The 25094-nt window shown below is 68.8% G+C and carries 24 protein-coding genes; 15 read left to right on the top strand and 9 right to left on the bottom strand.

Annotated features, from left to right (window positions below; genetic code table 11):
- The first annotated feature begins 184 nt into the window (after window positions 1-184).
- Together BJY20_RS03440 and BJY20_RS15865 are read left to right on the top strand one after the other, a co-directional pair.
- Window positions 185-1792, top strand: a complete 1608-nt coding sequence (locus BJY20_RS03440) for a BCCT family transporter (RefSeq protein ID WP_185990251.1) — start codon at window positions 185-187, stop codon at window positions 1790-1792.
- A gap of 76 nt (window positions 1793-1868) precedes the next feature.
- On the top strand, window positions 1869-2786 hold the full coding sequence (locus tag BJY20_RS15865) for a VldE C-terminal domain-containing protein (protein WP_185990250.1): 918 nt from the start codon (window positions 1869-1871) through the stop codon (window positions 2784-2786).
- 177 nt (window positions 2787-2963) lie between these two features.
- Here BJY20_RS15865 and BJY20_RS03430 read toward each other — a convergent pair whose 3' ends face one another.
- A complete protein-coding gene (locus BJY20_RS03430) occupies window positions 2964-3749 on the bottom strand; it encodes a hypothetical protein (protein ID WP_185990249.1) in 786 nt (261 codons plus the stop codon).
- A gap of 240 nt (window positions 3750-3989) precedes the next feature.
- Between BJY20_RS03430 and BJY20_RS03425 the strand changes: the two genes are divergently transcribed.
- From BJY20_RS03425 to BJY20_RS03410, 5 genes are read left to right on the top strand one after another with little or no spacing between them, the layout of a single operon-like run.
- Window positions 3990-4715, top strand: coding sequence for an HtaA domain-containing protein (locus BJY20_RS03425; protein WP_185990248.1), 726 nt, complete (start codon window positions 3990-3992; stop codon window positions 4713-4715).
- On the top strand, window positions 4712-5836 hold the full coding sequence (locus BJY20_RS15670) for a heme/hemin ABC transporter substrate-binding protein (RefSeq protein WP_246297091.1): 1125 nt from the start codon (window positions 4712-4714) through the stop codon (window positions 5834-5836). Before BJY20_RS03425 ends, BJY20_RS15670 begins: the two co-directional genes overlap by 4 nt.
- A complete protein-coding gene (locus BJY20_RS03420; RefSeq protein WP_343062759.1) occupies window positions 5833-6864 on the top strand; it encodes a FecCD family ABC transporter permease in 1032 nt (343 codons plus the stop codon). Before BJY20_RS15670 ends, BJY20_RS03420 begins: the two co-directional genes overlap by 4 nt.
- Entirely contained in the window at window positions 6861-7661 is an 801-nt protein-coding gene (locus BJY20_RS03415) for a heme ABC transporter ATP-binding protein (protein ID WP_185990246.1), read from the top strand. The genes BJY20_RS03420 and BJY20_RS03415 overlap by 4 nt, the downstream gene beginning before the upstream one ends.
- Window positions 7658-8314, top strand: coding sequence for a biliverdin-producing heme oxygenase (locus BJY20_RS03410; protein ID WP_185990245.1), 657 nt, complete (start codon window positions 7658-7660; stop codon window positions 8312-8314). Before BJY20_RS03415 ends, BJY20_RS03410 begins: the two co-directional genes overlap by 4 nt.
- A gap of 564 nt (window positions 8315-8878) precedes the next feature.
- Here BJY20_RS03410 and BJY20_RS03405 read toward each other — a convergent pair.
- A complete protein-coding gene (locus tag BJY20_RS03405) occupies window positions 8879-9367 on the bottom strand; it encodes a DUF1269 domain-containing protein (protein ID WP_185990244.1) in 489 nt (162 codons plus the stop codon).
- A 244-nt stretch (window positions 9368-9611) separates the two neighbouring features.
- On the opposite strand from BJY20_RS03405, the gene BJY20_RS03400 reads away from it, so the two are divergent.
- Both BJY20_RS03400 and BJY20_RS03395 read left to right on the top strand, forming a co-directional pair.
- Window positions 9612-9809 (top strand): hypothetical protein, encoded by a 198-nt coding sequence (locus BJY20_RS03400; RefSeq protein WP_185990243.1) that lies wholly within the window; start codon window positions 9612-9614, stop codon window positions 9807-9809.
- A 4-nt stretch (window positions 9810-9813) separates the two neighbouring features.
- Window positions 9814-10191 carry a DUF3021 family protein gene (locus BJY20_RS03395; protein WP_185990242.1) on the top strand — a complete coding sequence of 126 codons (378 nt, stop codon included), beginning with the start codon at window positions 9814-9816 and terminating at the stop codon, window positions 10189-10191.
- 172 nt (window positions 10192-10363) lie between these two features.
- On the opposite strand, the gene BJY20_RS03390 is transcribed toward BJY20_RS03395, so the two are convergent.
- Both BJY20_RS03390 and BJY20_RS03385 read right to left on the bottom strand, forming a co-directional pair.
- Window positions 10364-10999: a hypothetical protein gene (locus tag BJY20_RS03390; RefSeq protein WP_185990241.1), complete on the bottom strand. Its 636-nt coding sequence runs from the start codon at window positions 10997-10999 to the stop codon at window positions 10364-10366.
- A 17-nt stretch (window positions 11000-11016) separates the two neighbouring features.
- A complete protein-coding gene (locus BJY20_RS03385; RefSeq protein ID WP_185990240.1) occupies window positions 11017-11391 on the bottom strand; it encodes an SHOCT domain-containing protein in 375 nt (124 codons plus the stop codon).
- Between the two features lie 370 nt (window positions 11392-11761).
- Between BJY20_RS03385 and BJY20_RS03380 the strand changes: the two genes are divergently transcribed.
- Both BJY20_RS03380 and BJY20_RS03375 read left to right on the top strand, forming a co-directional pair.
- Complete coding sequence (locus BJY20_RS03380) at window positions 11762-12436, top strand: GAP family protein (protein ID WP_185990239.1); 675 nt, start codon at window positions 11762-11764, stop codon at window positions 12434-12436.
- A 149-nt stretch (window positions 12437-12585) separates the two neighbouring features.
- Window positions 12586-14478 carry an alkyl/aryl-sulfatase gene (locus BJY20_RS03375; RefSeq protein ID WP_185990238.1) on the top strand — a complete coding sequence of 631 codons (1893 nt, stop codon included), beginning with the start codon at window positions 12586-12588 and terminating at the stop codon, window positions 14476-14478.
- A 17-nt stretch (window positions 14479-14495) separates the two neighbouring features.
- Here the strand turns inward: BJY20_RS03375 and BJY20_RS03370 are convergent, their stop codons facing one another.
- From BJY20_RS03370 to BJY20_RS15860, 3 genes are read right to left on the bottom strand one after another with little or no spacing between them, the layout of a single operon-like run.
- The gene (locus BJY20_RS03370) at window positions 14496-15317 is read right to left on the bottom strand and encodes an ABC transporter permease (protein ID WP_221935229.1); all 822 of its coding nucleotides are present in this window, start codon (window positions 15315-15317) and stop codon (window positions 14496-14498) included.
- A complete protein-coding gene (locus BJY20_RS03365) occupies window positions 15314-16300 on the bottom strand; it encodes an ABC transporter ATP-binding protein (RefSeq protein WP_185990237.1) in 987 nt (328 codons plus the stop codon). The genes BJY20_RS03370 and BJY20_RS03365 overlap by 4 nt, the downstream gene beginning before the upstream one ends.
- 5 nt (window positions 16301-16305) lie before the next feature.
- Entirely contained in the window at window positions 16306-16827 is a 522-nt protein-coding gene (locus tag BJY20_RS15860) for a MarR family transcriptional regulator (protein WP_185990236.1), read from the bottom strand.
- A gap of 45 nt (window positions 16828-16872) precedes the next feature.
- Between BJY20_RS15860 and BJY20_RS03355 the strand changes: the two genes are divergently transcribed.
- Entirely contained in the window at window positions 16873-18948 is a 2076-nt protein-coding gene (locus BJY20_RS03355; protein WP_221935228.1) for an MMPL family transporter, read from the top strand.
- 15 nt (window positions 18949-18963) lie between these two features.
- Here the strand turns inward: BJY20_RS03355 and BJY20_RS03350 are convergent, their stop codons facing one another.
- Both BJY20_RS03350 and BJY20_RS03345 read right to left on the bottom strand, forming a co-directional pair.
- The gene (locus BJY20_RS03350; RefSeq protein ID WP_343062758.1) at window positions 18964-20475 is read right to left on the bottom strand and encodes an MFS transporter; all 1512 of its coding nucleotides are present in this window, start codon (window positions 20473-20475) and stop codon (window positions 18964-18966) included.
- 154 nt (window positions 20476-20629) lie between these two features.
- A complete protein-coding gene (locus BJY20_RS03345) occupies window positions 20630-21556 on the bottom strand; it encodes an SDR family oxidoreductase (RefSeq protein ID WP_185990235.1) in 927 nt (308 codons plus the stop codon).
- Between the two features lie 73 nt (window positions 21557-21629).
- On the opposite strand from BJY20_RS03345, the gene BJY20_RS03340 reads away from it, so the two are divergent.
- The 3 genes from BJY20_RS03340 to BJY20_RS03330 are packed head-to-tail and all read left to right on the top strand — an operon-like array spanning window position 21630 to window position 25005.
- Entirely contained in the window at window positions 21630-22814 is a 1185-nt protein-coding gene (locus BJY20_RS03340) for a cysteine desulfurase family protein (protein WP_185990234.1), read from the top strand.
- Window positions 22814-24028 (top strand): tRNA 2-thiouridine(34) synthase MnmA, encoded by a 1215-nt coding sequence (mnmA, locus tag BJY20_RS03335; protein WP_246297090.1) that lies wholly within the window; start codon window positions 22814-22816, stop codon window positions 24026-24028. Before BJY20_RS03340 ends, mnmA begins: the two co-directional genes overlap by 1 nt.
- Window positions 24025-25005: a uroporphyrinogen decarboxylase/cobalamine-independent methonine synthase family protein gene (locus BJY20_RS03330; RefSeq protein WP_185990233.1), complete on the top strand. Its 981-nt coding sequence runs from the start codon at window positions 24025-24027 to the stop codon at window positions 25003-25005. Before mnmA ends, BJY20_RS03330 begins: the two co-directional genes overlap by 4 nt.
- Window positions 25006-25094 lie beyond the last annotated feature (89 nt).

Below are 25094 nucleotides of genomic sequence, written 5' to 3'. Positions count from 1 at the left end.
TGATGCCCGGGGGCGAGGCCGAGGCGCAGTGGCACCACAGTTCTTCCCGCCCGCGCTCGTTCCCACCACGGTGACCCACCGTCGGCGCGGGGTGCTTTCTCATTTTCCCTCCACACCAGCTGAGGCACAGATCATCGAACACCAAGCAGTCCATGACGTCCCGAGTACCACGAGCGAGGACGCCATGCGGTCACCGGTCGACGGGCAACGGGCCACGCCCCGGGGACGAGATCGGGTGGTGACGGGGGTCAGCGCGGGTGGCCTCGCCCTCTTCGTCGCGGCCGCCCTCGTCGTGCCCGACAGGGTCAGCACCTGGGTCGCCGAGGGCTCGTCGTTCAGCGGCCGATGGTTCGGCCTGTTCTGGCAGGTGCTGCTGCTGGTGACGTTCGCCATGGCCGTGCTGCTGGCGGCCACTCCGTGGGCCAAGGCGCGGCTGGGGGGCCTCGCCGCGCCGGAGTTCGGCCGGTTCAAGTGGGTGGCCATGATCATGTGCACCCTGCTGGCCGGTGGTGGCGTCTTCTGGGCCGCCGCGGAACCGATGTACCACTACGTGTCCACCCCGCCCTACTTCGGGGACGGTGGCGGTACTGACCCGGCCGCCGCCGCGCTGGGGCAGAGTTTCGTGGACTGGGGTTTCCTGGTGTGGGCCATCCTGGGCTCACTGGGCGCGGTGGTGATGCTCTACGGCGCTGAGCGCGGGATGCCGCTGCGGCCACGGACGCTGCTCTACCCGGTGATGGGGGAGCGCATCCGCACCAGCTGGGTCGGCTCGCTCGTCGACATCGTCTGCATCATCTCGGTGGTCGCCGGGACCGTGGGTCCGATCGGTTTTCTGGGGCTGCAGGTCGCCTATGGTCTGCACGGACTCTTCGACGTCCCCAACACCTATGGTGTCCAGCTTCTCGTCATCCTCGGGCTGAGTGCGATAGCGCTCCTTTCGGTGCTCTCGGGCATCGACAAGGGGATCCAGCTGCTCAGTCGGTTCAACGTCTGGATGGCCGTCGCGCTGATGGCCGTCGTCCTGGCGGTCGGATCGCTCGGGTTCGTGCTGAAGGCCTGGGTCGCCGGGATGGGCACCTACGCCGCCGACTTCGTCGGCATGTCGCTCTACCAAGGTGACCAGGAGTGGCTGGGTGGGTGGACCATCTTCTTCTTCGGTTGGTTCCTGGGCTACGCGCCGCTGATGTCGATCTTCATCGCGCGGATCTCCCGGGGGCGCACCGCCCGCGACCTGCTGGTCGCCACCTCGATCATCGCCCCGCTGGCGACGACGCTCTGGTTCAGCGTGCTCGGCGGGACCGCCATCTGGATCGAGCAGGGCAGTGCGGGGGCGATCTCCGAGCCGTTGCAGAGCGATGGGCTGCCCGCCGCGGTCATGGCCATCTCGCAGAACCTGCCCCTGAGCACCCTGCTCGCCGTGGGATTCCTGGTCCTGACGCTCACCTTCGTCGCGACCACCACCGACTCGATGTCCTACGCCGTCGCCCAGGCCTGCACCGCGCACGACTCACCCTCGCGGTGGCTGCGGGGGCTGTGGACGCTCCTGATGGGAGGGGGCGCGGCCACCCTGATCTCGGTTGGCGACGGGGGCATCTCCGCGCTGCAGTCCTTCATCGTCATCACCGCTGTGCCGGTCGGCTTCGTCATGCTCCCCAGCGTCGTCGCTGCTCCGGTCTACCTGCGCCGCTTGGCCATCGAGCAGGCCGCCCGGCGGGACGGGGCCGATGAGTCGGCTCCACGGGGCGAGTCCGACGAGGACCTTCGCCCCGAAATCGCCTTTACCGAAACGTGACTTTCGGGCGTTTGGTCGGTTACGGTCGCACTTGGCCATTCGGGCCGTCCCTGCACCACTCGTCTCGAGGTTCCTTGTGATTTCGTCCCGCTACGTCGGCCGGCACGGCAGTGCTGGTCGTCGCCGCGTCTCCGTGCCGTCGGTCGATGCCTCCCGGCTCACCCGCACGGCCGTGAAGTCCGTCGCCGGGGTGGGCATCGTCCTGGGGTCCGGGGCCTTCGTGATCGCGCCGTCGTCGGCCATCGGTGATGTCGAGCCGAGCGTCCTGGGTGCCGAGCAGTCCAACTCCGCAGCGGACCTTCTCGCCGGCCGCGACGCCGCAGAGGGCCCCGAGGTGTCCACGGTTTCACGCTCGGCCCAGCGCAGCGCACCGGCTGCGATCACCGCCCCCGACAAGGCCTCCGAGCAGGCCGACACGGGCGACCTGGAGGTCGAGCCGGTGGCCAAGCCGAAGCCGAAGCCGGAGACGCAGGAGGAGACGGAGGAGGCTGGCGCCGAGGGGACTGGTACCGAGGGGACTGGTACCGAGGACACCGAGTCGACGCAGCCCTCCGCCGGCGAGCAGTCCACGCCCGAGCCGCAGACCTCCCAGCCGACCGAGTCGGAGAGCCAGGAGAGCGCGACCCCGGAGCCGAGCAGTGGTGTGCAGACCGGTGGCTACGCTTCGCAGGCGGCGGCGATCGGCCTCGGCCCGAACGCGAGCGCTGTCTACTCGGCCGTGCGCAACCAGTTCCCCGACATCACCAACATCGGTGGCTACCGCGCCGGCGACCCCGGCGACCACGGCTCCGGTCGGGCGGCAGACATCATGGTCAGCGGCGCCCGCGGGGACCAGGTCGCCGCCTGGCTGCAGCAGAACGCCGGCAGCCTGAACATCAAGTACGTGATCTGGAAGCAGCGCATCTGGCGCCCGGGGTCCTCCTGGAGCTACATGGAGGACCGGGGGTCGGCCACGGCCAACCATTACGACCACGTGCACGTCTCGGTGCACTGACAGCATCAGAAGTCGTCGAATGTTGCCGCGATCAGGGTGACCACCCCGAACGAGTGACCATGCGCGGCCCGGTCCGACGAGGTCGGCGGTTCCCAGTTGCCGCTACGCCGTGGGCCACTGAGTCGGGATGATCGACTCAGTGGCCCACGGCGTGCATGCGTCATCTGACATCGTGCGTCAGAGGCGAGCGCCCTTGCGCTGGCGCGTCATGACGACCGCACCGACGCTGATGCCCGCGAGCAGCAGCCCGCCCAAGGCGAGAGCGGAGGTGTTGTCGTCGGTGGTGAAGCCATCCGTCTGGACAACGGCCGGGGTCTCGGCCCCAACGGTGTCGTCGGTGCTGGTGGTCGCGTCATCGGTACCGGTTGCGTTGTCGGTGCCCGTGCTGCCGTCGGTGCCGGTCGCGTCGTCGGTGCCCGTGCTGCCGTCGGTACCGGTTGCGTCGTCGGTGCCCGTGCTGTCATCGGTACCGGTTGCGTCGCCGTTCTGCGAGTCGTCATCAGCGTCGCCGGTGTCGCTCGGGAAGGCGCCGCTGAGGTCGATCGCCTGGCGCACGTTCTGCGACGGGTCGGCCGACGACTGGCCGTGGGCCTTCTGGGAGTGGACCTCGTAGGAGGCGTTCGGGTCGAGGGTGGTGACCTCATCGGCGCTCAGCTCGAGGGTGGCGCTGAAGCTGCCGCCGCTGATCTGTCCGGGTTGGACCCACGCTGTTCCCCGGTACGCGCTGGCGTCACCGGTGTTGATGGGGCCCGCCTCCGTCACGCCGACATAGACGCCGGGGGCCTCGCCGGAGTAGCCGCTGCCCTGGACGGCGACCTGCACTCCGTCCGGGCCGGCTTGGGTCACCGACACCGACAGGGACGGCGACGCGGCACTGCGTGCCGTGGCTCCGGGAGCGACTGCCAGCAGTGCCGCCATGAGGAGGAGGGAGAAGAGGCCGGCGAAGGCGGTGCGTGACCGCATCGAAGCCAAGGGGTGATTCATTCTGCGTGCCTTTCGAGGTGGTGGGGCGGGTCGGAATCTGACGCACCCTTCGAACAAAGGTGAGGCTAACCTAAATTAGGGTAGCCTCACCACAGTTTGCAGGATGTTCGTCAAAGGAGAGGCCGGGTACGTCGAATGTGGTCCGCAAAGGCATGGGTTCGCCGGATCTGTCTCGTACTGGCGACTCCCTTCGCTCTTGTCCTCCTGGGGACGGGAACGGTGTACGCCGACAGCAGCAGCTCCCCGGCCTCGCCGAGTCGGCAGTGCCGGGCGCAGGGCACCGACCTGACATGGGGCTTCAAGGAGAGCTTCCGCTCCTACATCTCCAGCTCGATCGCCGACGGGGACTGGTCCACCAGTGGGGACGCCACCTACGCGACCCCGCACTTCATCTGGGCGAAGGGGAAGGGTGCCTTCGAGAGCGGGTCCGGCACCGGCTCGGTCGCCTTCGAGGGGTCGATCACCTTCACCGGTCACGACGGTGCCTTGGGCGTGACGATGAGTGATCCGCGGGTGCGCGTCGACGGCGAGAGCGCCGTGCTCGTGCTCGACATCGTCAGCGGGACGATGGAGGCGGCGATGGCGGGGGAAGACGACACGACGACCCAGTCGGACGTCCCCTTCGTCACTCTTGACCTGAGCGACGCCGAGGTCGACACCGCATCCGGCCAGACGACGATCACGGTCACTGATGCCCCGACGACGCTCACGACGAAGGGCGAGGAGGCCTTCTCCAACTACCCTCCCGGCACTGCCTTCGACCCGATCTCCCTGACGATCACCACAGATTCCCAGTGCCGTCCCGAGATGGCCGCGGCGGCATCGTCTGACCCGACGGAGTCGGATGACGACGGTATGGCCCTGGCCGTGGTCGGTGGGGCAGGGCTCGCCGTGTGTGCGGGGGCGGCCACGCTGGTGCTTCGTCGACGGAGGCACGCCGCATGACCGGGTCTGCACAGGTGCGTTGCCGACTCCTGATGCTGCTCACGGCCTCGCTGGTCGCCCTCGCGGGCTGTGGCACCAGTACCGGTCAGCCGGTCGGTGACGACGGTGCCAGTGCGGTGACGACGACGCCACTGTCGCAGGTGACACCCATCGACTCGCCGCGCACCCACCAGGGGCCGAGCACTGCCCTGCTCACTGACGAGCACGTCGATCCGATCACGACGGACACGACGCCACAGCTACCGGCGAGCGTGACCTCCCATGACCGCGGGGGCGACCGGCCGGTCGATGTCACCGATGCCTCTCGCGTCATCGCGATGGATCTCTCCGGAGCCTTGGCAGCGACCGTCCACGGCCTGGGTTTGGGCAAGACCCTTGTCGGGCGGGATCAATCAACGACCTTCCCCGGTGCGGAGGATCTGCCGGTGGTGACCTCCGGTGGTCATTCGATCAATGCCGAGGCCGTGCTCGCACTGGAGCCCTCACTGGTGATCACGGACGGCTCCATCGGTCCCAGGGACGTCGTGGAGCAACTGCAGGACGTGGGGGTGACGGTCGTCTTCGTCGAGAACGATGCCTCCTTCGCCGGGGCGGCACGTCTGGCCGAGGACGTCGGCGCGATCTACGGAGTACCAGGCGTGGGTGCCCAACTCGCGCAGCGGATCACTGACGAAGTCGAGCAGACCACGCAGCAGATCGAACGACTCGCGCCGCATGCCCGCAAGGAGAAGGCCCGAATGATCTTCCTCTACATCCGGGGCAACTCCGGGGTGTACTACCTCTTCGGCGACGAGTCCGGCGCGGACGACCTGATCGAGGGTCTCGGCGGGATCGACGTCGCATCCGAGCAGGGATGGCCGGGGCAGCGCCCGATGACCGACGAGGCGATCACCTCCGCCAACCCGGACCTGATCCTCGTCATGACCGACGGGCTCACGTCCGCCGGCGGCATCGACCATCTGCTGCAGGACAAGCCGGCGCTCGCGCTGACGAATGCCGGCCAGAACCGCCGCTTCGTCGACATGGCCGACGGCGACATCCTCTCCTTCGGTCCCCGCAGTGCCCGGATCCTCGCAGCGCTGGCGCGAGCGGTCTACGCACCCGAGGGTGGGGCCTCGTGATCCGCAGCACGTCCATCCACGTGGTCCTGCTCCTCCTGGTGGTCGTCGGTCTGCTTCTCTCCGTGTCCATCGGCCAGCTCGGGGTCGGGGCGAAGGGGGCGGCCGGCAGCCTGCTCGACGCCCTGGGCTGGTCGACGACATGGGTGCCGCAGCCGGAGATCATGAATGCCTCGCTGCAGCAGATCCGCTTCCCCCGGGCCCTGATGAGCATGCTCGTCGGCGCCGGTCTTGCCGTGGCCGGCGCGGTCATGCAGGCGATCTTCGGCAACCCCCTTGCCGAGCCGGGCGTCGTCGGAGTCTCCGCCGGAGCCGCGCTCGGCGCCGCTGTCGCCATCGCGGCCGGGGCCACGTTCCTGGGTGTGTGGGCGATCGCGGCGGCCGCCTTCGTCGGTGGATTCGCCTCGACACTGCTGGTCTACCTCGTCTCCCGCAGCCACGGCCGCACCGAGGTCGTCACCCTGCTGCTCACCGGCATCGCGGTCAATGCCTTCGCCGGTGCGGGCATGGCGCTGGTGATGTTCGCCGGCAGCACCGGTACCCGTGAGCAGATCGTCTTCTTCCAGCTCGGCACCCTCAATGGAGCGCGCTGGCCCGAGGTCGTCGTGGTCCTGCTGGTCACTCTGCCGGCGGTCGCCGCCTGCTGGGTCCTGGCCCGGCAGTACGACCTGCTCTCGCTGGGGGAGCGGACAGCCGCCCACCTGGGTATCCGGGTGGAGCGATTGCGCAGCGGGTCGATCGTCCTCGTCGCGCTGCTCACCGCAGTGGGGGTCGCCTTCGCCGGGATCATCGCCTTCGTCGGGCTCGTGGTGCCGCACCTGCTGCGGATGGTCCTCGGCCCCGGGCACCGGATGCTCATCCCGGCAAGCATGCTCGGCGGAGCCGTGCTGCTGGTGTGGGCCGACATCGTGGCCCGGACGGCCATGGAGGCCGCCGACCTGCCGATCGGTCTCCTCACCTCGCTCATCGGTGGTCCGTTCTTCCTGTACCTCATCATCCGCTCCCGCCGCCGGGCGGGGGGCTGGGCATGACCGACATCGTCCTGACCGACATCGGCTGCCACCGCGGGGGCCGGGAGGTGCTCAGCGGCGTATCGCTGCGGGTGGAGCCGGGACGCCTGCTCGCCCTCGTAGGTCCCAACGGCGCAGGCAAGTCGACCCTGCTGGCGTTGATGTGCGGCGACCTGCCGCTCTCCAGCGGGGAAGTGCTCATCGGCGGCCGTCCCCTGCGGCAGTGGTCGGCGAGCGAGCTGGCGCGGGAGCGTGCGGTTCTCCTGCAGAGCAACGAGGTGAGCTTCGGCTTCACCGGACGCCAGGTCGTCGAGATGGGCCGCAATCCTTGGTCGGGGCGACCCGAGGCGGACGAGGACGAGCAGGCCGTGGACGAGGCGATGACTGCAGCCGATGTCCACCACCTCGCCCATCGGCCCTTCAGCACCCTGTCCGGGGGCGAGCGGGCGCGCGTCAGCCTCGCCCGGGTGCTCGCCCAACGCACCGCCACCGTCCTTCTCGACGAGCCGACCGCGGCACTCGACCTGCGCCACCAGGAAGAGATCATGACGCTCGCCCGACGTCTGACCCACGAAGGGAAGGCGGTCATCGTCGTCCTGCACGACCTGTCCCTCGCCGCCGCCTACGCCGACCAGATCGCCGTCATCGCCAACGGCACCCTCGGTACGGTCGGCAGCCCGACCGAGGTCCTCACCCCGCAGCTGGTGCGCTGCGTCTACGGAGTGGACGCGCACCTGCTCACCTCACCCGACGGCCACCTCGTCGTCGTGCCCGATCGCGAATTCGTCACCACCCCACCACCATTGGAGTCATCATGACCATCAGCACACCGGCGCCGATCATCACGTTGTCCACCCTCGTTCGCGAGGGCTCGAAGGTCGAGCACGAGGCCGCAGAGGGCTCGACCTTCATGTCCGAGCTGCTCGCCGGACGCCTCGACGCGGAGGGGTACGCCCATTACCTCGCCGTGCTTCGCCCGGTGTACGCCGCGCTGGAGGAGGTCGGGCGCGAGCTGGCCTCGAACCCACTGGTCGCGGTGGTCCTGGACCCGGAGCTGGAGCGTCTCGCCGCACTCGACGCGGACCTGGACTTCTGGACGAAGGGGGAGGGGTGCGCAGTCACCAGTCGGGCCGCTGACGCCTACGTCGCCCGGATCGAGGCCACTCGGCGGGACCCCAAGCTCTACATCGCGCACCACTACACCCGCTACCTCGGTGATCTCTCCGGCGGTCAGGCGATCGGCCGGATCCTCACGCGCACCTACGAGCTCGAGCGGCCAGAGGGTGTGCGCTTCTACGAGTTCACCGAGATCCCCAAGCCCAAGCCCTACAAAGACGCCTACCGTGCCCGTCTGGACGCACTGCCCCTGACCGAAGAGGACAAGGACGCAGTTCTCGCAGAGGTCAAGGACGTCTTCGGCCTCAACGGAGCACTCTTCACCGAATTGTCGACGAACATCGTCAAGCAGTAGCCAGCCAAGGCCGGGAGTGCCGATGCCGCCCGCAGGGGTCGCGTCAGGTGACACGGTGATCATCAAGGTGACCTTCGTGCCACCTGATCAGCGTGCACCTGGGAAGGGTGCGCATCGCCGGAAAGGGGCAGTTCGCATGCACCCCAACCCGAGCAATTCGCGCAAATCGAATATGGGACGTCACCAATAAAGCATCAGAAGCAGCATCTGATCGGCAGATACATCGGTGAGTGGCGTCCAACTCGTCGCAGACAACCGCGCCATCTTGGAGGTGAAGCGACTGTGTCAGTCGCTCCCGCGGGTGACGGCCGAGTTCAACGACGGAGCGGACGATGCGCATGGCCGAGGCCACCGGTACTCCAAGAAGCGCCGCGTGCGCACCACGGACCGCACCTTCTGCCCCGGGGCAGAAGGTGCGGGACCTGCTGGAGCGTGACTTCACGGACGATGACCCAGTCGCCGCTACGTCGGCGACATCGCTCACCTGCCGGTCGCTGAAGGAAGCAACCTATTCCTGGCTGCTGTCTTGGCGCACCCTCGCGTCATCACAGCCACGACCCGATGTCAGTGCTCGCCGAATACCTCATGCAGCTTCGCCTCGTCCTCTGCGGAAAGGTTGGTGTGCACGAGTTCGGCGTTCAGGTCACCGAAGGCATCGTGGACCTTGTCCTGTACGGCGTCAGAGGTAAGGACGAAGAGCGCAGACGTCCCGGGCGTCACCGACTTCTTGGTTTCTTCGATGAACTCGTCGTCGATCCCGACGTCGCGCAGCGAGCCGGCGAGTGCGCCACCCGCCGCGCCCAACGCAAAGCCGAGCAGCGGGATGAAGAACAGCAGGCCGAAGAGGAGACCCCAGAACGCCCCACCGAGCGCCCCGGCGCCCGTCAGGTCGTTCAGCTGTCGGGTCTTCGGCTTCTTCTTACCCTCGGTCCATTCGACCAGAGCCGCGTCGTGGATCTTGATCAGCTCCTGTCGCTGCAACCCTTCAAGGGTGTCAACGGCTCGTTGCGCATCGCCCTCTTGGGGGAACTTCCATACGGTCAATGTGGCCATGATGATCTCCTGGTTGTGAGTATCAGTACGGACCTTCGGATCATAGTCGCGACTCTCGCGGTGTGGTGAAAATCACAGCATGTGCTGGCTGAGGACCGATCCGGCCACCAGCAGCCTCTCGAGGTGTACCGCGCGACCCAGCGACTACCCTCCCGATCGGACCCTCAGTTGCCCTTCCCGCTCGTGTTGCCCAAACTCCGGATCGGTCTCGGCTACTAGACATGAGGAGCCTCGACATCCAGGCATGGATCTGATCGCGGTCATCTTGATGCCCGGAACCCCGCAGGCCAAGTCACGTGGCTCTGCCTTCGCCCTGGGCTGGGTCCTCGGGCTCGTCATCGTCAACGTGATCGTGGCATCCCTCGGCCTCGGTGCCCTGCTCTCGGGCCTCAACCCATCGCTGACGGACCCTCATCGGGGCCATGGTGCGTGGATACCATGACGCCATGGCGCCGCTTCGTCGAGGACTCATCTTGGCAGGTGCTGCCTCCGTCATTTTCGGGGTGATGGGCATCGCCTTGCTTGTCGAGGGGGACTCGGCCAATGCGCGAAGCACCTTCGCTGTAGGCGTGATTGTCGCGGCCACGAGCGGCGCCTCGGTCATCTACGGAGTCGACCGGTGGGAACTCCCGCGCCAATCGGCGATCCATTTCACGATCATGCTCTGCACGGTACTTCCTGCGCTGATCTTGAGCGGCTGGTTCCCCCTCAACAGTCCTCTCGCCTACCTCGTCGTGATCGGGATCTTCCTCATCACGGGGCTCGCGATATGGCTGGTGATGTTCTTCATCTTCGGCGTGGTCCTGCGTGGCCGCGGTGGCTGAACAGCTGGGATCTTGGAGATTGAGGCCTTCGATTCTGCAGTTGGACAGGCTGAACTCGATCGCGGCAAGGTTTCGGGTGCGGTTTGCTCGCACGGCCTTGGACACGGTCATGAACGCGGGACACGCGAGCGGCAGGCCCATGGAGTAGCACTGCACCGGCGCCGGCCCGGCTTCACAACAGTTTGGGCAGGACGGCCAGGAAGGCGATGCCGACGATCATGAGGACGGAGGTCATCGTCACAAGAGCCCACGCGAGGACGCGTGATTCGATGCGGGTGGTGAAGGCGGCGAAGAAGAGGACCAGCGCGAACAGCACCGTCAGCAGGGTGTAGCGGTCACCCCGCGCGTTGTCGTCCAGGCCTTCTTGGAAGAGAGCGTCGGCACGCTCGTCCGCGGTTGCGGCCCTGATGGACCCTGGTGGGAGGTAGGAGTCGAGCTGGAAGGGGCTCTTGGGGGCTGAGGGGTTCGTCAGGGGTTTCGTGGACTTCCACTCTTTGAAGGCCACCTCGAAGTGGGGGGTGAAACGCTCTTGCGCGAAGTCAGCGAGCCGTTGGTCATCTTCGGCAACGGCCTTCAGATAGATGCCGAAGATCTGCAGATCAATGGCGCGCGCGGCGTCGGCGTGCGTGGCCTGGCGGGATGCCTCGATCCGCTGCGCGGACGCCTTCGAGAAGTTGATGGACATGTTGCCGCCCCACTTGCTGCTCTCGAAGCCGCTCCACGCGGTGAGCACAGCCGTCAGGGACAGCACGATGACGATGATCGTCTCCCGGGCCTTCCCGGCACGGTCATCAGTCTGGGCAGACATGATGGGATACCAGCGGTCTAGCTCAAGGCTTTGCTCTTGAGCGAGTCGTACTCCTGCTGCGTGATGGTGCCCTCGTCCAGCAACGCCTTCGCCTTCTGAATCTGATCAGCGGGTGCAGGAGTGGCCACGGACTTGATGTAGGCGTCCTGCGCATCAACGGCCGACTGGACCGTCCGGGCACGTCGGCGCGCCATCCCGTCGCCACGAACGAGCAGGTACACCAGCGCGGTGAGCAATGGGACAACCAACAAGAAGACGACCCACACCACCTTGACGATGCCGCGGGTCTCATGGTCGGCGAACAAGTCGCCGATGATCGAGAACAACATCATCAGATAGAAGAGAAAGCCGAAACTCACGATGATGAGCCAGAGAACATCCCAGAACGACATCTACGCTCCCCTTTGAATCTCGCGAAGGCGTCCTTTGCCGTCGGCCCTCTTCGTGTTTCATTCTGTCAGCGTGATGTCTCCATGTCTACGCTGCAGGCTGATCCGCCATCAAGGGACGCCTCGAAATCTCGGCGACAGCTCACGTTTCTGAATTCTCGCCTCTCTCCTCTTACACACGAAACGACTGCACCCCGGAAACATCGTGCATTCGGAGAACCTCGGATCCTGCCTGACTGAGAGCGCGCAACTCGGCTGTATCGTTGCCTGCAGGGTGAGTTGACTCACCCTCAACAGGTGAAGATCGGATCGGTCTCAACAACCGGGGCCGCCTTGGCATCTGGGGCGCGGATGTGATCTGAAGGGAGTGGCTGTGGGCGCTGCGATCGGTGACATTCTGCCGCTGGCGTTGGGGGTTGCGCTGAGTCCGGTGCCGATCATCGCGGTCATCCTGATGCTCGGAACCCCGCAGGCCAAGTCACGTGGCTCTGCCTTCGCCCTGGGCTGGGTCCTCGGGCTCGTCATCGTCAACGTGATCGTGGTGCTGGCCGCCAGCGGCTCGGACGATCCCGACTCGGGTGCATCGATCGGGGTCGACATCCTCAAGATCGTGCTTGGTGCGCTGTTCCTGGTGATGGCCGCCGGGCAGTGGCGCAAACGCCCTAAGCCGGGCGAGGAACCCGTGATGCCCACGTGGATGGCCGCGATCGACGGTTTCGGCATGCCGGCATCCCTCGGCCTCGGTGCCCTGCTCTCGGGCCTCAATCCCAAGAACCTGGCGCTCACGCTCGCCGCGGCGGCCGGCATCGCCCAGGCGGGACTGTCCGGCGGACCGACCACCATCGCCATCACCGTTTTCGTCGTCATCGGCTCGGTCACTGTGGCCGGCCCCGTGTTGTTCTACGTGTTCGCTGCGTCGAAGGCCGCTGGCCCGCTCGCCTCGATCAAGGGGTTCATGTCCGATCACAACGCGGTCATCATGATGGTCGTCCTGCTCATCCTCGGCGCGAAGATGCTGGGCCAGGGCATCGGCGGACTGACCACCTGAGCGGTTTCGTCGGCCCGTGCGAAGCCCAACAGATGCGACAGACTGCTGAAGAGGCCATCGAACCACCGTTTACCCACGCCGCCGACCTTCTGTACAGATTTGCATTTTCGGGCCTTCCATGTTTTGGGTGACAGTGGAAGAGTCAGGCCATGTCAATCAGGCCAAAGCCGGCATCGTCCACCATGGCCGAGCAGCAGAGCGATCTGCGCGCGCGTCTACCGTTCGACGACACTCAGGACTTCGACGACGCCAAGCGCGGGTTCGTGGGGCGTCGCGAGCCCAATGCGGTCCTCGCCGAGGACGGGCGCACTGTGTGGGACAACGACACCTACGCCTTCATCCGGGGTGAGGCCCCGGACACGGTCAACCCCAGCCTGTGGCGGCAGTCGACCCTGGTCGCGACCGATGGCCTGTTCGAGGTCGTGCCAGGTATCTACCAGGTACGCGGGATGGACCTGTCGAACATCAGCTTCGTCGAGGGCGAGACCGGGGTGATCGTGATCGACCCGCTGATCTCCACCGAGACCGCCGCGGCGGCTCTCGCGCTCTACCGCGAGCACCGCGGTGACCGTCCGGTCGTGGGGGTGATCTACACCCACTCCCACGTCGACCACTTCGGCGGGGTCAAGGGAGTGATCACCCAGGAGGACGTAGATGCGGGCCGGGTGCCGGTGCTCGCTCCGGAGGGCTTCGTCGAGCACGCGGTCTCGGAAAACGTCTATGCAGGCACGGCGATGGGCCGGCGGGCCGGCTACATGTACGGCGCAGCCTTGCCCCGCAACGCCGAAGGCGCGCTCGGCGCCGGCCTCGGGCAGACGACCTCGACCGGCACGGTCACCTTCATCGCGCCGACCCTCGAGATCACCACGACCGGTCACGAAGAGGTCGTCGACGGCGTACGGATCGTCTTCCAGATGGCACCGGACACCGAGGCCCCCTCGGAGATGCTCTTCTACTTCCCCGACCACAAGGCACTGTGCGCGGCCGAGGACGCCACCCACAACCTGCACAACTTGCTGACGCTGCGCGGCGCCGTCGTTCGCGACCCGCACGTCTGGGCGAAGTACCTGACCGAGACCATCGACCTGTTCGGCGCCGAGGTGGAGGCGGTCTTCGCATCCCACCACTGGCCGACATGGGACAACGAGCGCGTCGTGGGCTTCCTGTCCCTGCAGCGTGATCTCTACGCCTATCTGCACGACCAGACGCTGAGGATGTTGAACAAGGGCCTGACCGGACCGGAGATCGCCGAGGAGATCACCCTCCCACCCGCTCTTGAGAACGCGTGGAGCACGCGCGGGTACTACGGCTCGGTGAGCCACAACGTCAAGGCCGTCTACCAGCGCTACCTCGGCTGGTTCGACGGCAACCCGGCCCATCTGTGGGAACACCCACCGGTCGAGAAGGCCAAGCGCTACGTCGACCTCGGCGGCGGCCCCGACGCCGTGCTCGCCAACGGACAGGCCGCGTTCGACTCCGGTGACTTCCGTTGGGCAGCCGAGGTGACCAGCCACGTCGTCTTCGCCCAGCCCGACCACGACGGCGCACGCGAGCTGCTCGCCGACACGCTCGAGCAGCTCGGGTACGGGTCGGAGAACGGCACCTGGCGCAACTTCTTCCTCTCCGGGGCCTTCGAGCTCCGAGAGGGCCAGTTCGGTACCCCCACGGTGACCGCATCGCCTGACATGGTCGCCCAGCTGAGCCCGGCGATGCTCTTCGATGCGATCGCGGTCCAGATCAACGGTCCGGCGGCATGGGATGAGAGCCTCTCGATCGACGTCGTCCTGTCCGACGCGAGCGAGCGCTACCGGCTCAGACTCTCGAACGGAGCACTCACCTACAGCTCCCAGCCGCAGCACGGCGATCCGGACGCCACCCTGACCACAACACGTCGCGCCCTTCCGGCCCTGGCGCTCGGCGGTCTCACGGCAGACGGTCTCGCCGACGCGGGCATCGAGCTCACCGGCGATCCGTCGACGATCGATCGACTGTCCGCGGTGCTGGACCCCGGCGACCCCGACTTCGCCATCGTCACCCCGTAGAGCCTCCGATGCGACAGTCAGTCGACGGCGCGTCGCAGGAAGCCACGCACCCCGACCAGCAGGAAGCCCGCGGTGGCGACGGTGACTCCGACCACGATCCATCCTGCTGGCAGGTGCGGTGCGGCGGTCAGCGTGCCGCGCATCCCCTCGGAGACGTAGGTCAGCGGGTTGAACAGCGTCACGACCTGGAACCAGCGCAGGCTGTCCAACGCCTGCCAAGGGTAGAAGGTGGCGCCGGTGAAGATCAGCGGCGTCAGTGCGACCGCGAAGATGACGTTGATCTGGTTGGGCGGGACCACCGTGCCCAGGACCAGACCGATGGCGCTCCCGGCGAAGCCGCCGACGACGAGCAGCACGACGAAGAGGGGCCAGTGTGCTCCCTGCACCTGGAGCCCGCCGGGCAGGATGAGGGCACCGAGCGGGAGGATCAGGGCTGCCGCGACGATCGCCCGGAGGGTCGCGAAGACCAGCTTCTCCAGCGCGACCGCCCACGGGGCCAGAGGCGCGAGCAGTCGGTCCTCGATCTCCTTGGTGAAGGAGAACTCGATGACCAGGGGCAGCGCGACGTTCTGCAGGGCGGTGAGCACGAGGGTCAGCGCGATGATGCCCGGCAGCAGCTGGGCACCGTAGTCGGGTCCGGCCGCGCCGATCTCGGGCAGGACCCTGCCGAAGACGAACAGGAAGGCCAGTGGCTGGAGCAGGGCCTGGGCCAGGAATCCGGGCAGGTCGTGACGCACGGTGTTCCACGTGTCCCGCTGCAAGAGGCCGACGAAGGCCCTGGTGGCCGTGGAGTTGGCGGTCATGCTGCTGCGGGCCATCGTGCTGCTGGTGGTGCTCATCGCAGGTCCCGTCCGGTCAGGTGCACGAAGACGTCCTCGAGGCTGCCCTCGAGACGGTGCACGTCGAGTACTTCACAGTTGTTGCTCTCTGCCACCGCGATCGCCTCGGCGAGGTTGGGCTCACCGAAGCACCGCACCCGCCAGCGGTCGTCGTCGAGCTCGACGGTCTCGACGACACCCATGGGTTCGAAGGCTGCGGCCGGGTCGACGCGGCCGCGCACGACCAGGTCGAGTCCCCGCCCCTCGGGCAGCAACCCGCGCAGACCGCTCGGGGTGTCGAGCGCGATGAGCTCGCCGTGGTCGACGATCGCGATCCGGTCGCACAGCCGGTCCGCCTCGGCCATGTCGTGAGTGGTCAGCAGGATCGTGGTTCCCGACGCCCGCAGCTCGGCGACCCGATCCCACAGGAACAGGCGCGACTGCGGATCCAGACCCGTGGTCGGCTCATCGAGGAAGAGCACCACCGGTTGGTGCATCAGGGCACGGGCGATCATCAACCGCTGCGCCATCCCACCGGAGTAGTTGTCCACCCGCTCGGTGGCGCGGTCGGCGAGGCCGAACTCCTCGAGCAGCTCGTCCGCTCGCCGTCGGCGCGCAGCGAGGCCGACCCCGAAGTAGGCACCGTGGAAGGTGAGATTCTCCCGCGCGGTCAGCGCTCGGTCGAGGTTCGCGCGCTGCGGCATCACGGCGATCCGACGCTTGACCTGCTGCGGCTGGGCAGCGACATCGATGCCGTCGATCGAGGCCGAGCCGCTCGAGGGACGCACGCGGGTGGTCAGCACCCCGATGGTCGTGGTCTTGCCCGCCCCGTTGGGACCGAGCAGACCGAAGATCTCACCCGGGGCGACGGTGAAGCTCACGCCCTTGAGCGCCTCCGGGCCGCGGGCGCCGTACTGCTTGCGCAGGTCCGACACCTCGATGACCGCATCCGCATCCGTCGCGGCCGTATCGGTGGTCGTCCCGGTGTCGGTGGTGGTTGTCATGTGATTCACTCCTGTTCCTCGGCGACGGTCATGGCCTGGGTGGCGCGGTCGAGGAACCGGGTGACGATCTCGACCTCGGAGTCGTCCAGTTGCTCCACGACGCCGCCCAGGCGTGCCGCCAGTGGGCCGAAGATCCGGCCGCCGGTCTCGTGCGCGCTGGTGGTGCTGGTCAGCACGGTGCGGCGACGATCCCGGGGGTGAGGGTGTCGCTCGGCATGGCCGGCTTCAACGAGCCGGTCGACGAGGGCGGTCGTGGCCGATGCGCTCAGGGGAAGGGCGTCGGCGAGCTCCCCGGGCGAGATCAGTGCGCCGGCGTCCTCCGCGCCCATCACGTGCGCAAGAGCGTTGAGGTGGGTGCGATGCACGCCCTGACGCTCAGCGCGCACATCGATCCAGTGGTTCAGCGCGGTCGTCAGTGCGCGCAGCGATCTCAGGAGCTCAGCGCGTGGTCCCGCCCCGTCCGGGAGCGCAGCGTGGGGGGCCGCCGGCTCAGGGGGTGGGCTCGAAGGCGGGTGGTACACAGTCACGGAAAGTATCGTACTCTTTCGGCAATGGAAAAGTTCGACACTCGAATGAGTTATCCGATCCTGATGCGCCCCATGGTCTCGCTCGTCGGCCCGCGTCGCTCCTGGCTGGTCGTGCTGCTGGGACTCGTCCTGGCGGGGCTGGCCCTGACGCTGGCTCCCGCACCGACGACCTCGGAGGACACTGCCTCGAACCTGCCGGCGGACTCGGAGTCGGCGCGGGCCGCGGACCGCCTCGCCGAGCTGCCGTCGTCGGACGAGGCGCCGGCCATCGTCGTCATCTCCCGTCCCGACGGCGACCTCACCGGAGAGGACCTCGGGTCGCTGCAGGGCCTGACACGTGCGCTCGCCGACTCGGCCGAGGGTGAGGTCTCCGGACCCGTTCCGGCCGAGGACCGCTCGGCCGCGCTGATCACCGTGCCACTGCCCGGTGACCTCACCGACCAGCAGAACGGTGCCGTCGTGGAGGACCTGCGGGCCACGCTCGCGCAGGCCCTGCCCGACGGCCTGCGTGGCGAGGTGACCGGGGGCCCGGCATTCCAGGCCGACCTCGGGAAGGTCTTCGAGGGGGCGGACGTCCGGCTCCTGGCGGTCACGGCCTCGGTCGTCGCCCTGCTCCTGCTGATCACCTACCGCAGCCCGTGGCTCTGGCTCGTCCCCCTGGCCGTGGTCGGGCTCGCCGACCGGACGGCACTGGCGGCGGCGGAGACCTTCTCAGCCCTCTCGGGGGTCGGCGTCGACGGGGCGATCACCGGCATTACCTCGGTGCTCGTCTTCGGCGCCGGGACCAACTATGCGCTCTTGCTCATCGCCCGTTACCGCGAGGAGCTGCGGCGACACGAGAGTCGCCACGAGGCGATGCGCCGCGCCGTCGGGCAGGCCGGACCGGCCATCCTGGCCAGTTCCGGGACCGTCATCCTGGCGCTGGCATCCCTCGGCCTGGCCGACGCGGCCTTCCTGCGTGGAATCGGTTTCGTCGGAGCGCTCGGTCTCGCCGTGGCAGTGGCATTCGCCCTGCTCCTCCTCCCCTCGGCGATGGTGCTCCCCGGCCGCTGGCTGTTCTGGCCATTCGTCCCCCGCAAGGGTCAGCACGACCCCACCAGGGATGGTGTCTGGGCGCGGCTGGGCCGGTCGGTGGGGCGTCGACCCGTCGCGGTGGCCGTGGTGAGTGTGCTGGGACTTCTCGCGCTCGCCTCGGCTGCTCTCGGAGTACGTGCGGGCCTGTCGCAGACCGAGCAGTTCCGTGACCCCCCGGAATCGGTTGTCGCGCAGGAGCGTCTCGCCGAGGCATTTCCGGCCGGGTTCTCCTCGCCGCTGCGCGTGGCTACCCACCCCGATGATGTCGAGACGGTGACGGCCGCCGCGAAGAGGGTGGGTGCCGTCGACGTGAGGACGGCCGGGACGCAGGACGACCTCGCCGAGGTTGACGTGGTGCTGGCCGACGCGGCCGGGACCAGTGGCAGTCTGGCGACCACCCGCGACCTTCGGGTCGAGCTCGCCGAGGTGGCACCAGATGCACTCGTGGGCGGGGAGGTGGCCGAGGACGTCGACTCCCGTGATGCCGCCACCCGTGACCGTGCGGTCCTCGTGCCCGTGGTGCTGGGCATCGTGCTGGTGGTGCTGCTGGTGCTGCTGCGCTCGGTCGTCGCAGCACTGGTGCTGACCACCACGACGGTCCTGTCCTACCTGTCGGCCCTGGGCATCGGGTGGTTCGTCTTCGAGCACTGGCTCGGGTTCTCGGCCATCGACCTCAGCGTGCCCCTGCTGGCCTTCATCTTCCTCGTGGCGCTCGGCGTGGACTACAACATCTTCCTGACCACTCGTGCCCGCGAGGAGGTGTTGGAGACCGCAGACACCCGCGGGAGCATCGTCACTGCCCTGGCGGTGACCGGAGGTGTCATCACGAGCGCAGGCGTGCTGCTTGCCTCCGTCTTCGCGGTGCTGGGGGTGCTACCGCTGCTGGTGCTGACCCAGGTGGGCATCATCGTCGGCGTCGGCGTCCTCCTCGACACGCTGCTCGTGCGCAGCGTGCTCGTGCCCGCGCTCATCACGATCCTGGGGGACCGCTTCTGGTGGCCCTCGAAGCCCCAGGCAGTGCACCACGCCCGACACGTCAGCGGGTGAGCGGTCGCGCAGAAGTCAGCGGGTGAGCGGTCGCGCAGAAGGTGGCGGGGAGCTGCCGTGGAAGGTCGCTGCGGTGTCCCGCATCCGGTCGTGCTGGTCCTTGAACGCGAAGGCCAGGGCCATGAGCACGACCAGGCCGATGAGGCCGAACCCGACCGCGATCGCGACCGACCAGCTGCCGCTGACGCCGAGCGTGGCGAAGGCGGCGGAGGTGATGACGGCGATGCCGATCGAGGTGCCGATGCGCTGTCCGGTCTGCATCACCGCTCCGGAGCTGCCGGCGTAGTCGAGCGGGATGTCGGCCAGGGTCAGGGTCTGGTTGGGGCTGATGACGGCTCCCTGTCCGACGCCGATGAAGGCCAGACTCGCAAGCAGCCACCATTCGCTCACCAGGCCCTGTGCCTGCAGCACGACGACCACGATGCTCAGCGCCAGTCCGACCAGCGCGAAGACCAGGCCACCGATGACGACCTTGCGTCCGTAGCGGTTGACACGTCTGCCGGCCCAGCTCGCGGCGTAGGCGGAGATCAGTGCGGAGGGGACACCGATGAAGCCGGCCTGGAGGGCGCTCTTGCCGGTGCCCTCCTGCAGGTACAGCGCCACGAGCACCCAGATGCTCGTCATGCCCAGGAAGTAGAGCATGACGATGACGCTGCCGTTGGTGAAGCTGCGGATGGAGAAGATGTCGAGGTCGACCATCGGGGCCCGGCCCGTGGCGCGGTAGTGCTGCTCCCACTTCACCCAGGCCCACCCGAGGAGGATGCCGACGGGCAACAGCAGCCAGAGCCACGCCGACGAGCGACCCTCGACGAAGGGGAACATCGTCGCCAGCACGGCCAGTCCGAGGAGGATCGAGCCGACCGGATCGAAGGACCGGGAGGCCTTGGGCGCCCCCGCCGCGGTGCGGCGCAGGAGCGGACGCGGGAACCAGCGCAGCGCGAGCGCGAGACAGAGCAGGCCCACGGGGACGTTGACGAGGAAGGTCAGGCGCCACCCCAGCTCGGGTCCACCGAGCTCGATGAGCAGGCCACCGAGCACCGGACCGATGCCGACCGCGACGCCGACGACGCTGCCGAAGTAGCCGAAGGCCTTCCCCCGCTCGGAGCCACGGAAGTACTGCTGGATCATCCCCACGCCCTGCGGGTTGAGCAGACCCGAACCGACGCCCTGAATGAAACGGGCGGCGTTGAGCGCGTCGGCATTGGGTGCCAGACCGGCGGTGATCGAGGCGAGGGTGAAGACGATGACGCCGAGGACGAAGATGCCCCCGCGCCCCATGAGGTCGCCCGCGCGTCCGGCAGCGACGAGGACGACGCCGAAGGTCAGGGCGTATCCGGCGAGCACCCACTGGGCGTCCGAGTCACTGGCGTCGAGGCCGTCCTGGATGGAGGGGAGAGCGACGTTGACGATGCTCACGCTGATCAGGGACATGAAGATCGCGACGAGCAGCACCCACAGCACACGCCAGCGGTGCGCGTCCGAGATCACGTCATGGGGATCTGAGACCGCGTCGGCCTGACCCGCCACCCGTGTCCTCCTCCGATCGATGTGTGCACCGTGCAGTCAAACGTTCGGACGTCGCCGCCCATTCCCCCAACCATCGCACCCGAGGGCCCCGGGCGCACCGGGCTCGCGCTGTCTCGCAACGCGCACGCCTCGGGCGCTCTGTGGCGACGGGGGCTCACCGGTAGTCGGGCAGCATCCCCGTCGGTTGGTCCTCCCATCCGAGGTCGCGGATCAGCCCCCAGCAGTCCGGCCTCGAGCCGTCGACGTCGGTCACTTCGTACGTGTCGGACAGCTGCCGCGCCGTGAACAGGGCGCCGTGGTGGCGGGCCACGCCGGCATCCGCCGCGAGGGCGGCCACGCCCCGCGCGACGTACGTCGGCGTCTCCGAGGCGCCGAAACCGGGCACCCGCTCGGCCGCTTCCTGCCAGGTCTCCTCGGTCACCTCGAAGTTCTCGAGCATCGCCTCCGAGCGCAGCCACCCCGGCGTCACGCCGACGACGGTCACCGGGAGCCCGGCCAGCTCGGCGGTCAGGCTCGTGATGAGACGGTCGATGCTGCCCTTGACGTAGTCGTAGAAGAAGCCGACGCCGTCGCGGTAGTCACGGTTGACCTCCCGCGGGCCGTCGGTCATCTCCACCAGGAGCCCGCCACCGGACCCGAGCATCAGCGGCAGGGCGAGGGCGCTGGTGATGACGTGCGTGTCGATGCCCATGCGCAGCATCCGCAGGCCACCGGCCAGGTCGTGCTCCCACAGCGGGGTGCCGAACTGCGCATACCGGTCCCCGCCGAAGATGTCGTTGACGAGGACGTCCAGCCGCCCGTGGCGCTCACGGATCCGCTCGACGAGGGCCCTCACCTCGTCCGGGTCGGTGTGGTCGACCACCTCGGCGACGCCCGCGCCGCCGGCCGCCTCGACGAGGTCGAGCGTGTCCTCGATCGTCTCCGGGCGCTCGATCTCGGACGCGCCGGATGTGCGGCTGCTGCGCCCGCTCGCGTGGACGAAGGCCCCCGCCCGGCCGAGCTCGACGGCCAGGGCTCGCCCGGCACCCCGGGTGGCGCCGGCGACGAGGGCAACGGTTCCGGACAGCGGCAGCTCGACCATGTCCCCAGCATGGCAGGGGCACCGATGGCGAACGCGGGAATAACCCCCTTCGTCCATCCGTAGACTCTGGGTGATGACCACGTACCTCGACCACGCGGCGACCACGCCCATGCTCCCGGCTGCCCGGGAGGCGATGGTCGAGCAACTGGCGATCGCCGGCAACGCCTCGAGCCTGCACGGCCCCGGCCGCGACGCGCGGCGCACGGTCGAGGAGTCCCGTGAGCAGATCGCCTCGGCGCTGGGCGCCCGGCCGAGCGAGATCGTCTTCACCTCCGGCGGGACCGAGGCGGACAACCTCGCGATCACCGGTAGCTTCCGCTCCGCCCGCGCGGCCGATGCACGCCGCACCCGCATCGTCGCCAGCGCCGTGGAGCACCACGCCGTCCTCGACCCCGTCGACCACGCCGTCGAGCACGAGGGCGCGCAGGCGACCTTCGTCGAGCCGGGGGAGTGCGGCACCGTCCAGCCGAGCGCCGTGCGCGCGGCGATCGAGACCGACCCCACCGACGTCGCCGCCGTGTCGGTGATGTGGGCGAACAACGAGGTCGGCACCGTCCAGGACGTCGCCGCCATGGCCGGGATCGCCCACGAGTACGGGCTGGCCTTCCACACCGACGCGGTGCAGGCGGTGGGGCACCTGCCCGTGGACTTCGCCGACAGCGGCGTGGACCTGATGAGTGTCAGCGCGCACAAGCTCGGCGGACCGATCGGCATCGGCGCCCTCGTGGCCCGGCGCGACGCCCGCCTGATCGCCCTCAGCCACGGTGGTGGGCAGGAGCGCGGCATCCGCTCGGGCACCCTGGACGTCGCCTCGATCCGAGCCTTCGCGGTCGCCCTGACCGAGTCCGTGGAGCGAAGGGAGGCGGAGGCCGCGCGCATCGGTGCCCTCCGCGACCGCTTCCTCACCGGGACGCAGCAGCTCGACCTCGACATCCGCATCACCGGCTGCTGGGAGGCCGGCGACGTCACCACGCGCCTGCCGGGCAACGCCCACATCACCATCCCCGGGTGCGAGGGCGACTCGATGCTCTACCTCCTCGACGCCGCCGGCGTCGCGGTCTCGACGGGATCGGCCTGCCAGGCCGGCATCCCGCAGCCCTCCCACGTCGTCCTGGCGATGGGACGCTCCGAGGAGGAGGCACGCGGCTCCCTTCGCGTCTCCTTCGGCGCGTCCTCCACCGAGGCCGATGTCGAGACGATCCTCGCCGCCCTGCCCGACGCCGTCGGACGGGCCCGTCGCGCGAGCGGAGCGGCCTGATGCGCGTCGTCGCCGCAATGAGTGGCGGGGTCGACTCCGCCGTCGCCGCCTCCCGGATGATCGACGCCGGTCACGACGTCGTCGGAGTGCACCTCGCCCTGGCCAAGGACGCCAAGACCCTGCGCGAGGGCGCCCGCGGGTGCTGCACCATCGAGGACGCCGGCGACGCCCGTCGGGTCGCCGACCGGCTGGGCATCCCGTTCTACGTGTGGGACATGGCCACCCCCTTCGAGCGGGACGTCGTCGAGGACTTCGTCGCCGAGTACGAGGCCGGCCGCACCCCCAACCCGTGCCTGCGCTGCAACGAGAAGATCAAGTTCGCCGCCCTGCTCGACAAGGCACTCGCGCTGGGCTTCGATGCCGTCGCGACCGGGCACTACGCCCAGATCGTCGACGGGCCCCACGGCCGCGAGCTGCACCGCGCCGTCGACGACGCCAAGGACCAGTCCTACGTGCTCGGCGTGCTCGACGAGGAGCAGCTGGCCCGCGCGTTCTTCCCGCTCGGGGACACGACCAAGCCGGACATCCGCGCCGAGGCCGCGCAGCGCGGCTTCGCCGTGGCCAAGAAGCCCGACAGCCACGACATCTGCTTCATCTCCGACGGCGACACCCGCGGCTGGTTGACGCAGCGTCTGGGCGAGCGCGAGGGCGAGATCGTCGACGAGGGTTCCGGCGAGGTCGTCGGCGAGCACCGCGGCTCCTACGGGTTCACCATCGGGCAGCGCCGCGGGCTCGGGCTCGACCGCTCCGGCCTGGACGGGCAGCCGCGCTACGTCACCCGGGTCGAGGCGGAGTCCAACCGGGTCTTCATCGGCACGGCCGACCTGCTCGGCGCCGACGAGATCGAGGCCGACCACGTGCGCTGGTGCGGTCCGGCCGCGTCCGGCAGCCACCGCCTCGGTGCCCAGATCCGCGCCCACGGCGAGGAGATCCCCGCGCTCGCCGAGGTCATCCAGGACAGCGCGGGCGAAGGGGGTGGGGCCCGGCTGCGGGTCCGCCTCGACACCGCGGTCCGCGGCGCGGCTCCGGGCCAGTCGATCGTGCTCTACGACGGGACGCGCGTCGTCGGGTCCGGGACGATCAGTCGAGCGGGTCGGGCTGCCCGCGCGGGTAGCGATGCGGCACGAGGCGGCGAAGCGGCCGGGGTGGGTCGAGGTAATCCCGCGACGGATGTCCCACCGGAAGTACCTCGAACCAATGGGGGCGCGGCGTGACCCTCGCCTCGGGCATCGGCTCCTGGCCGGGGGAGCGCCCGCGCGAGGCCGTCGTCACCGTCCGCGACCTGCTCGGTGACGGCATTCCCCACCTGCCCGAGCTGCCCGCCCGCGGCCCCGGCGCCGACATCATCGGCCGTGGTGCCGCGATGCTCGCCGACCTGCACGTGGAGACCCAGCCCTACGGATGGCGCTTCACCGATCGGCCGAGCCGGGAGGAAGGCAGGGCCCGTGGCTTCCTGCGCGAGGACCTCGACGAGCTCGCCGAGGCCTACGACGGGTGGACCGGCTCGCTGAAGCTCCAGGTCGCCGGCCCGTGGACCCTCGGTGCGAGCATCGAGCTGCCTCGGGGGGAACGTGCCGTCTCCGACCGGGGGGCGCGTCGTGACATCGCCGGGGCGCTCGCCGAGGGAGTGCGCCGGCACGTTGCTGATGTCGAGCGACTCGTGCCCGCAGCCTCGGTGGTCGTGCAGATCGACGAGCCCGGCCTGCCCGCTGTGCTCGAGGGGCGCCTGCCGACCCAGTCCGGCTACGGACGCCTGCGCGCCGTCGGCCGCGGCGAGGTGCGCGACGGGCTGCGGACGATCATCGATGCGCTCCGGGGGCACACCAGCGTCCTGCACTGCTGCAGCGGAGAGGTCCCGGTGACGCTGCTGCGGGAGAGCGGCGCCGACGGGATCTCCCTGGACACCTCGCGCGTCGACGGCCCCCGCTGGGAGCAGTTGGCAGAGGCCGTCGAGGCCGGCACCACCCTCTGGGCGGGAGCCGTCCCGACCTCGGGCGAGAGTGACTGGCGTGCTGCCCGCGACCGGCTCGTCGGCGACTGGCACCGCATCGGTCTGCCCGATGCCGCGCTGGGTGACCTCGTGATCACGCCCGCGTGCGGACTGGCCGGGGCACCCCCTTCGTCGGCGGTCTCGGTCCTGCGCACCACCGGCGATCTGGCCACCGCCCTGACGGACCTCGCCGCCGGCTGATCTCTCGTCGCCGCAGAGTGGCCCTTGTCACTTCCGATGACTTGGGACAGTCTTGGCCGGACAGTGGCAGTCCGGACCAACGAAGGAAG

It is taken from the genome of Janibacter cremeus (assembly GCF_013409205.1).
GTDB classification, from domain to species: domain Bacteria; phylum Actinomycetota; class Actinomycetes; order Actinomycetales; family Dermatophilaceae; genus Janibacter; species Janibacter cremeus.
Note: the sequence above shows the minus strand (reverse complement) of the source record. Positions and strands in the feature narration are given on the sequence as shown.

Excerpts from the sequence above, each read along its gene's own strand:
- BJY20_RS03440 (WP_185990251.1), top strand. The coding sequence starts at position 185 with ATGCGGTCACCGGTCGACGGGCAACGGGCCACGCCCCGGGGACGAGAT.
- BJY20_RS03430 (WP_185990249.1), bottom strand. The coding sequence starts at position 3,749 with ATGCGGTCACGCACCGCCTTCGCCGGCCTCTTCTCCCTCCTCCTCATG.
- BJY20_RS15670 (WP_246297091.1), top strand. The coding sequence starts at position 4,712 with ATGACCGGGTCTGCACAGGTGCGTTGCCGACTCCTGATGCTGCTCACG.
- BJY20_RS03415 (WP_185990246.1), top strand. The coding sequence starts at position 6,861 with ATGACCGACATCGTCCTGACCGACATCGGCTGCCACCGCGGGGGCCGG.
- BJY20_RS03410 (WP_185990245.1), top strand. The coding sequence starts at position 7,658 with ATGACCATCAGCACACCGGCGCCGATCATCACGTTGTCCACCCTCGTT.
- BJY20_RS03405 (WP_185990244.1), bottom strand. The coding sequence starts at position 9,367 with ATGGCCACATTGACCGTATGGAAGTTCCCCCAAGAGGGCGATGCGCAA.
- BJY20_RS03400 (WP_185990243.1), top strand. The coding sequence starts at position 9,612 with ATGGATCTGATCGCGGTCATCTTGATGCCCGGAACCCCGCAGGCCAAG.
- BJY20_RS03395 (WP_185990242.1), top strand. The coding sequence starts at position 9,814 with ATGGCGCCGCTTCGTCGAGGACTCATCTTGGCAGGTGCTGCCTCCGTC.
- BJY20_RS03390 (WP_185990241.1), bottom strand. The coding sequence starts at position 10,999 with ATGTCTGCCCAGACTGATGACCGTGCCGGGAAGGCCCGGGAGACGATC.
- BJY20_RS03385 (WP_185990240.1), bottom strand. The coding sequence starts at position 11,391 with ATGTCGTTCTGGGATGTTCTCTGGCTCATCATCGTGAGTTTCGGCTTT.
- BJY20_RS03375 (WP_185990238.1), top strand. The coding sequence starts at position 12,586 with ATGTCAATCAGGCCAAAGCCGGCATCGTCCACCATGGCCGAGCAGCAG.
- BJY20_RS03370 (WP_221935229.1), bottom strand. The coding sequence starts at position 15,317 with ATGAGCACCACCAGCAGCACGATGGCCCGCAGCAGCATGACCGCCAAC.
- BJY20_RS03365 (WP_185990237.1), bottom strand. The coding sequence starts at position 16,300 with ATGACAACCACCACCGACACCGGGACGACCACCGATACGGCCGCGACG.
- BJY20_RS03355 (WP_221935228.1), top strand. The coding sequence starts at position 16,873 with ATGAGTTATCCGATCCTGATGCGCCCCATGGTCTCGCTCGTCGGCCCG.
- BJY20_RS03345 (WP_185990235.1), bottom strand. The coding sequence starts at position 21,556 with ATGGTCGAGCTGCCGCTGTCCGGAACCGTTGCCCTCGTCGCCGGCGCC.
- BJY20_RS03340 (WP_185990234.1), top strand. The coding sequence starts at position 21,630 with ATGACCACGTACCTCGACCACGCGGCGACCACGCCCATGCTCCCGGCT.
- mnmA (WP_246297090.1), top strand. The coding sequence starts at position 22,814 with ATGCGCGTCGTCGCCGCAATGAGTGGCGGGGTCGACTCCGCCGTCGCC.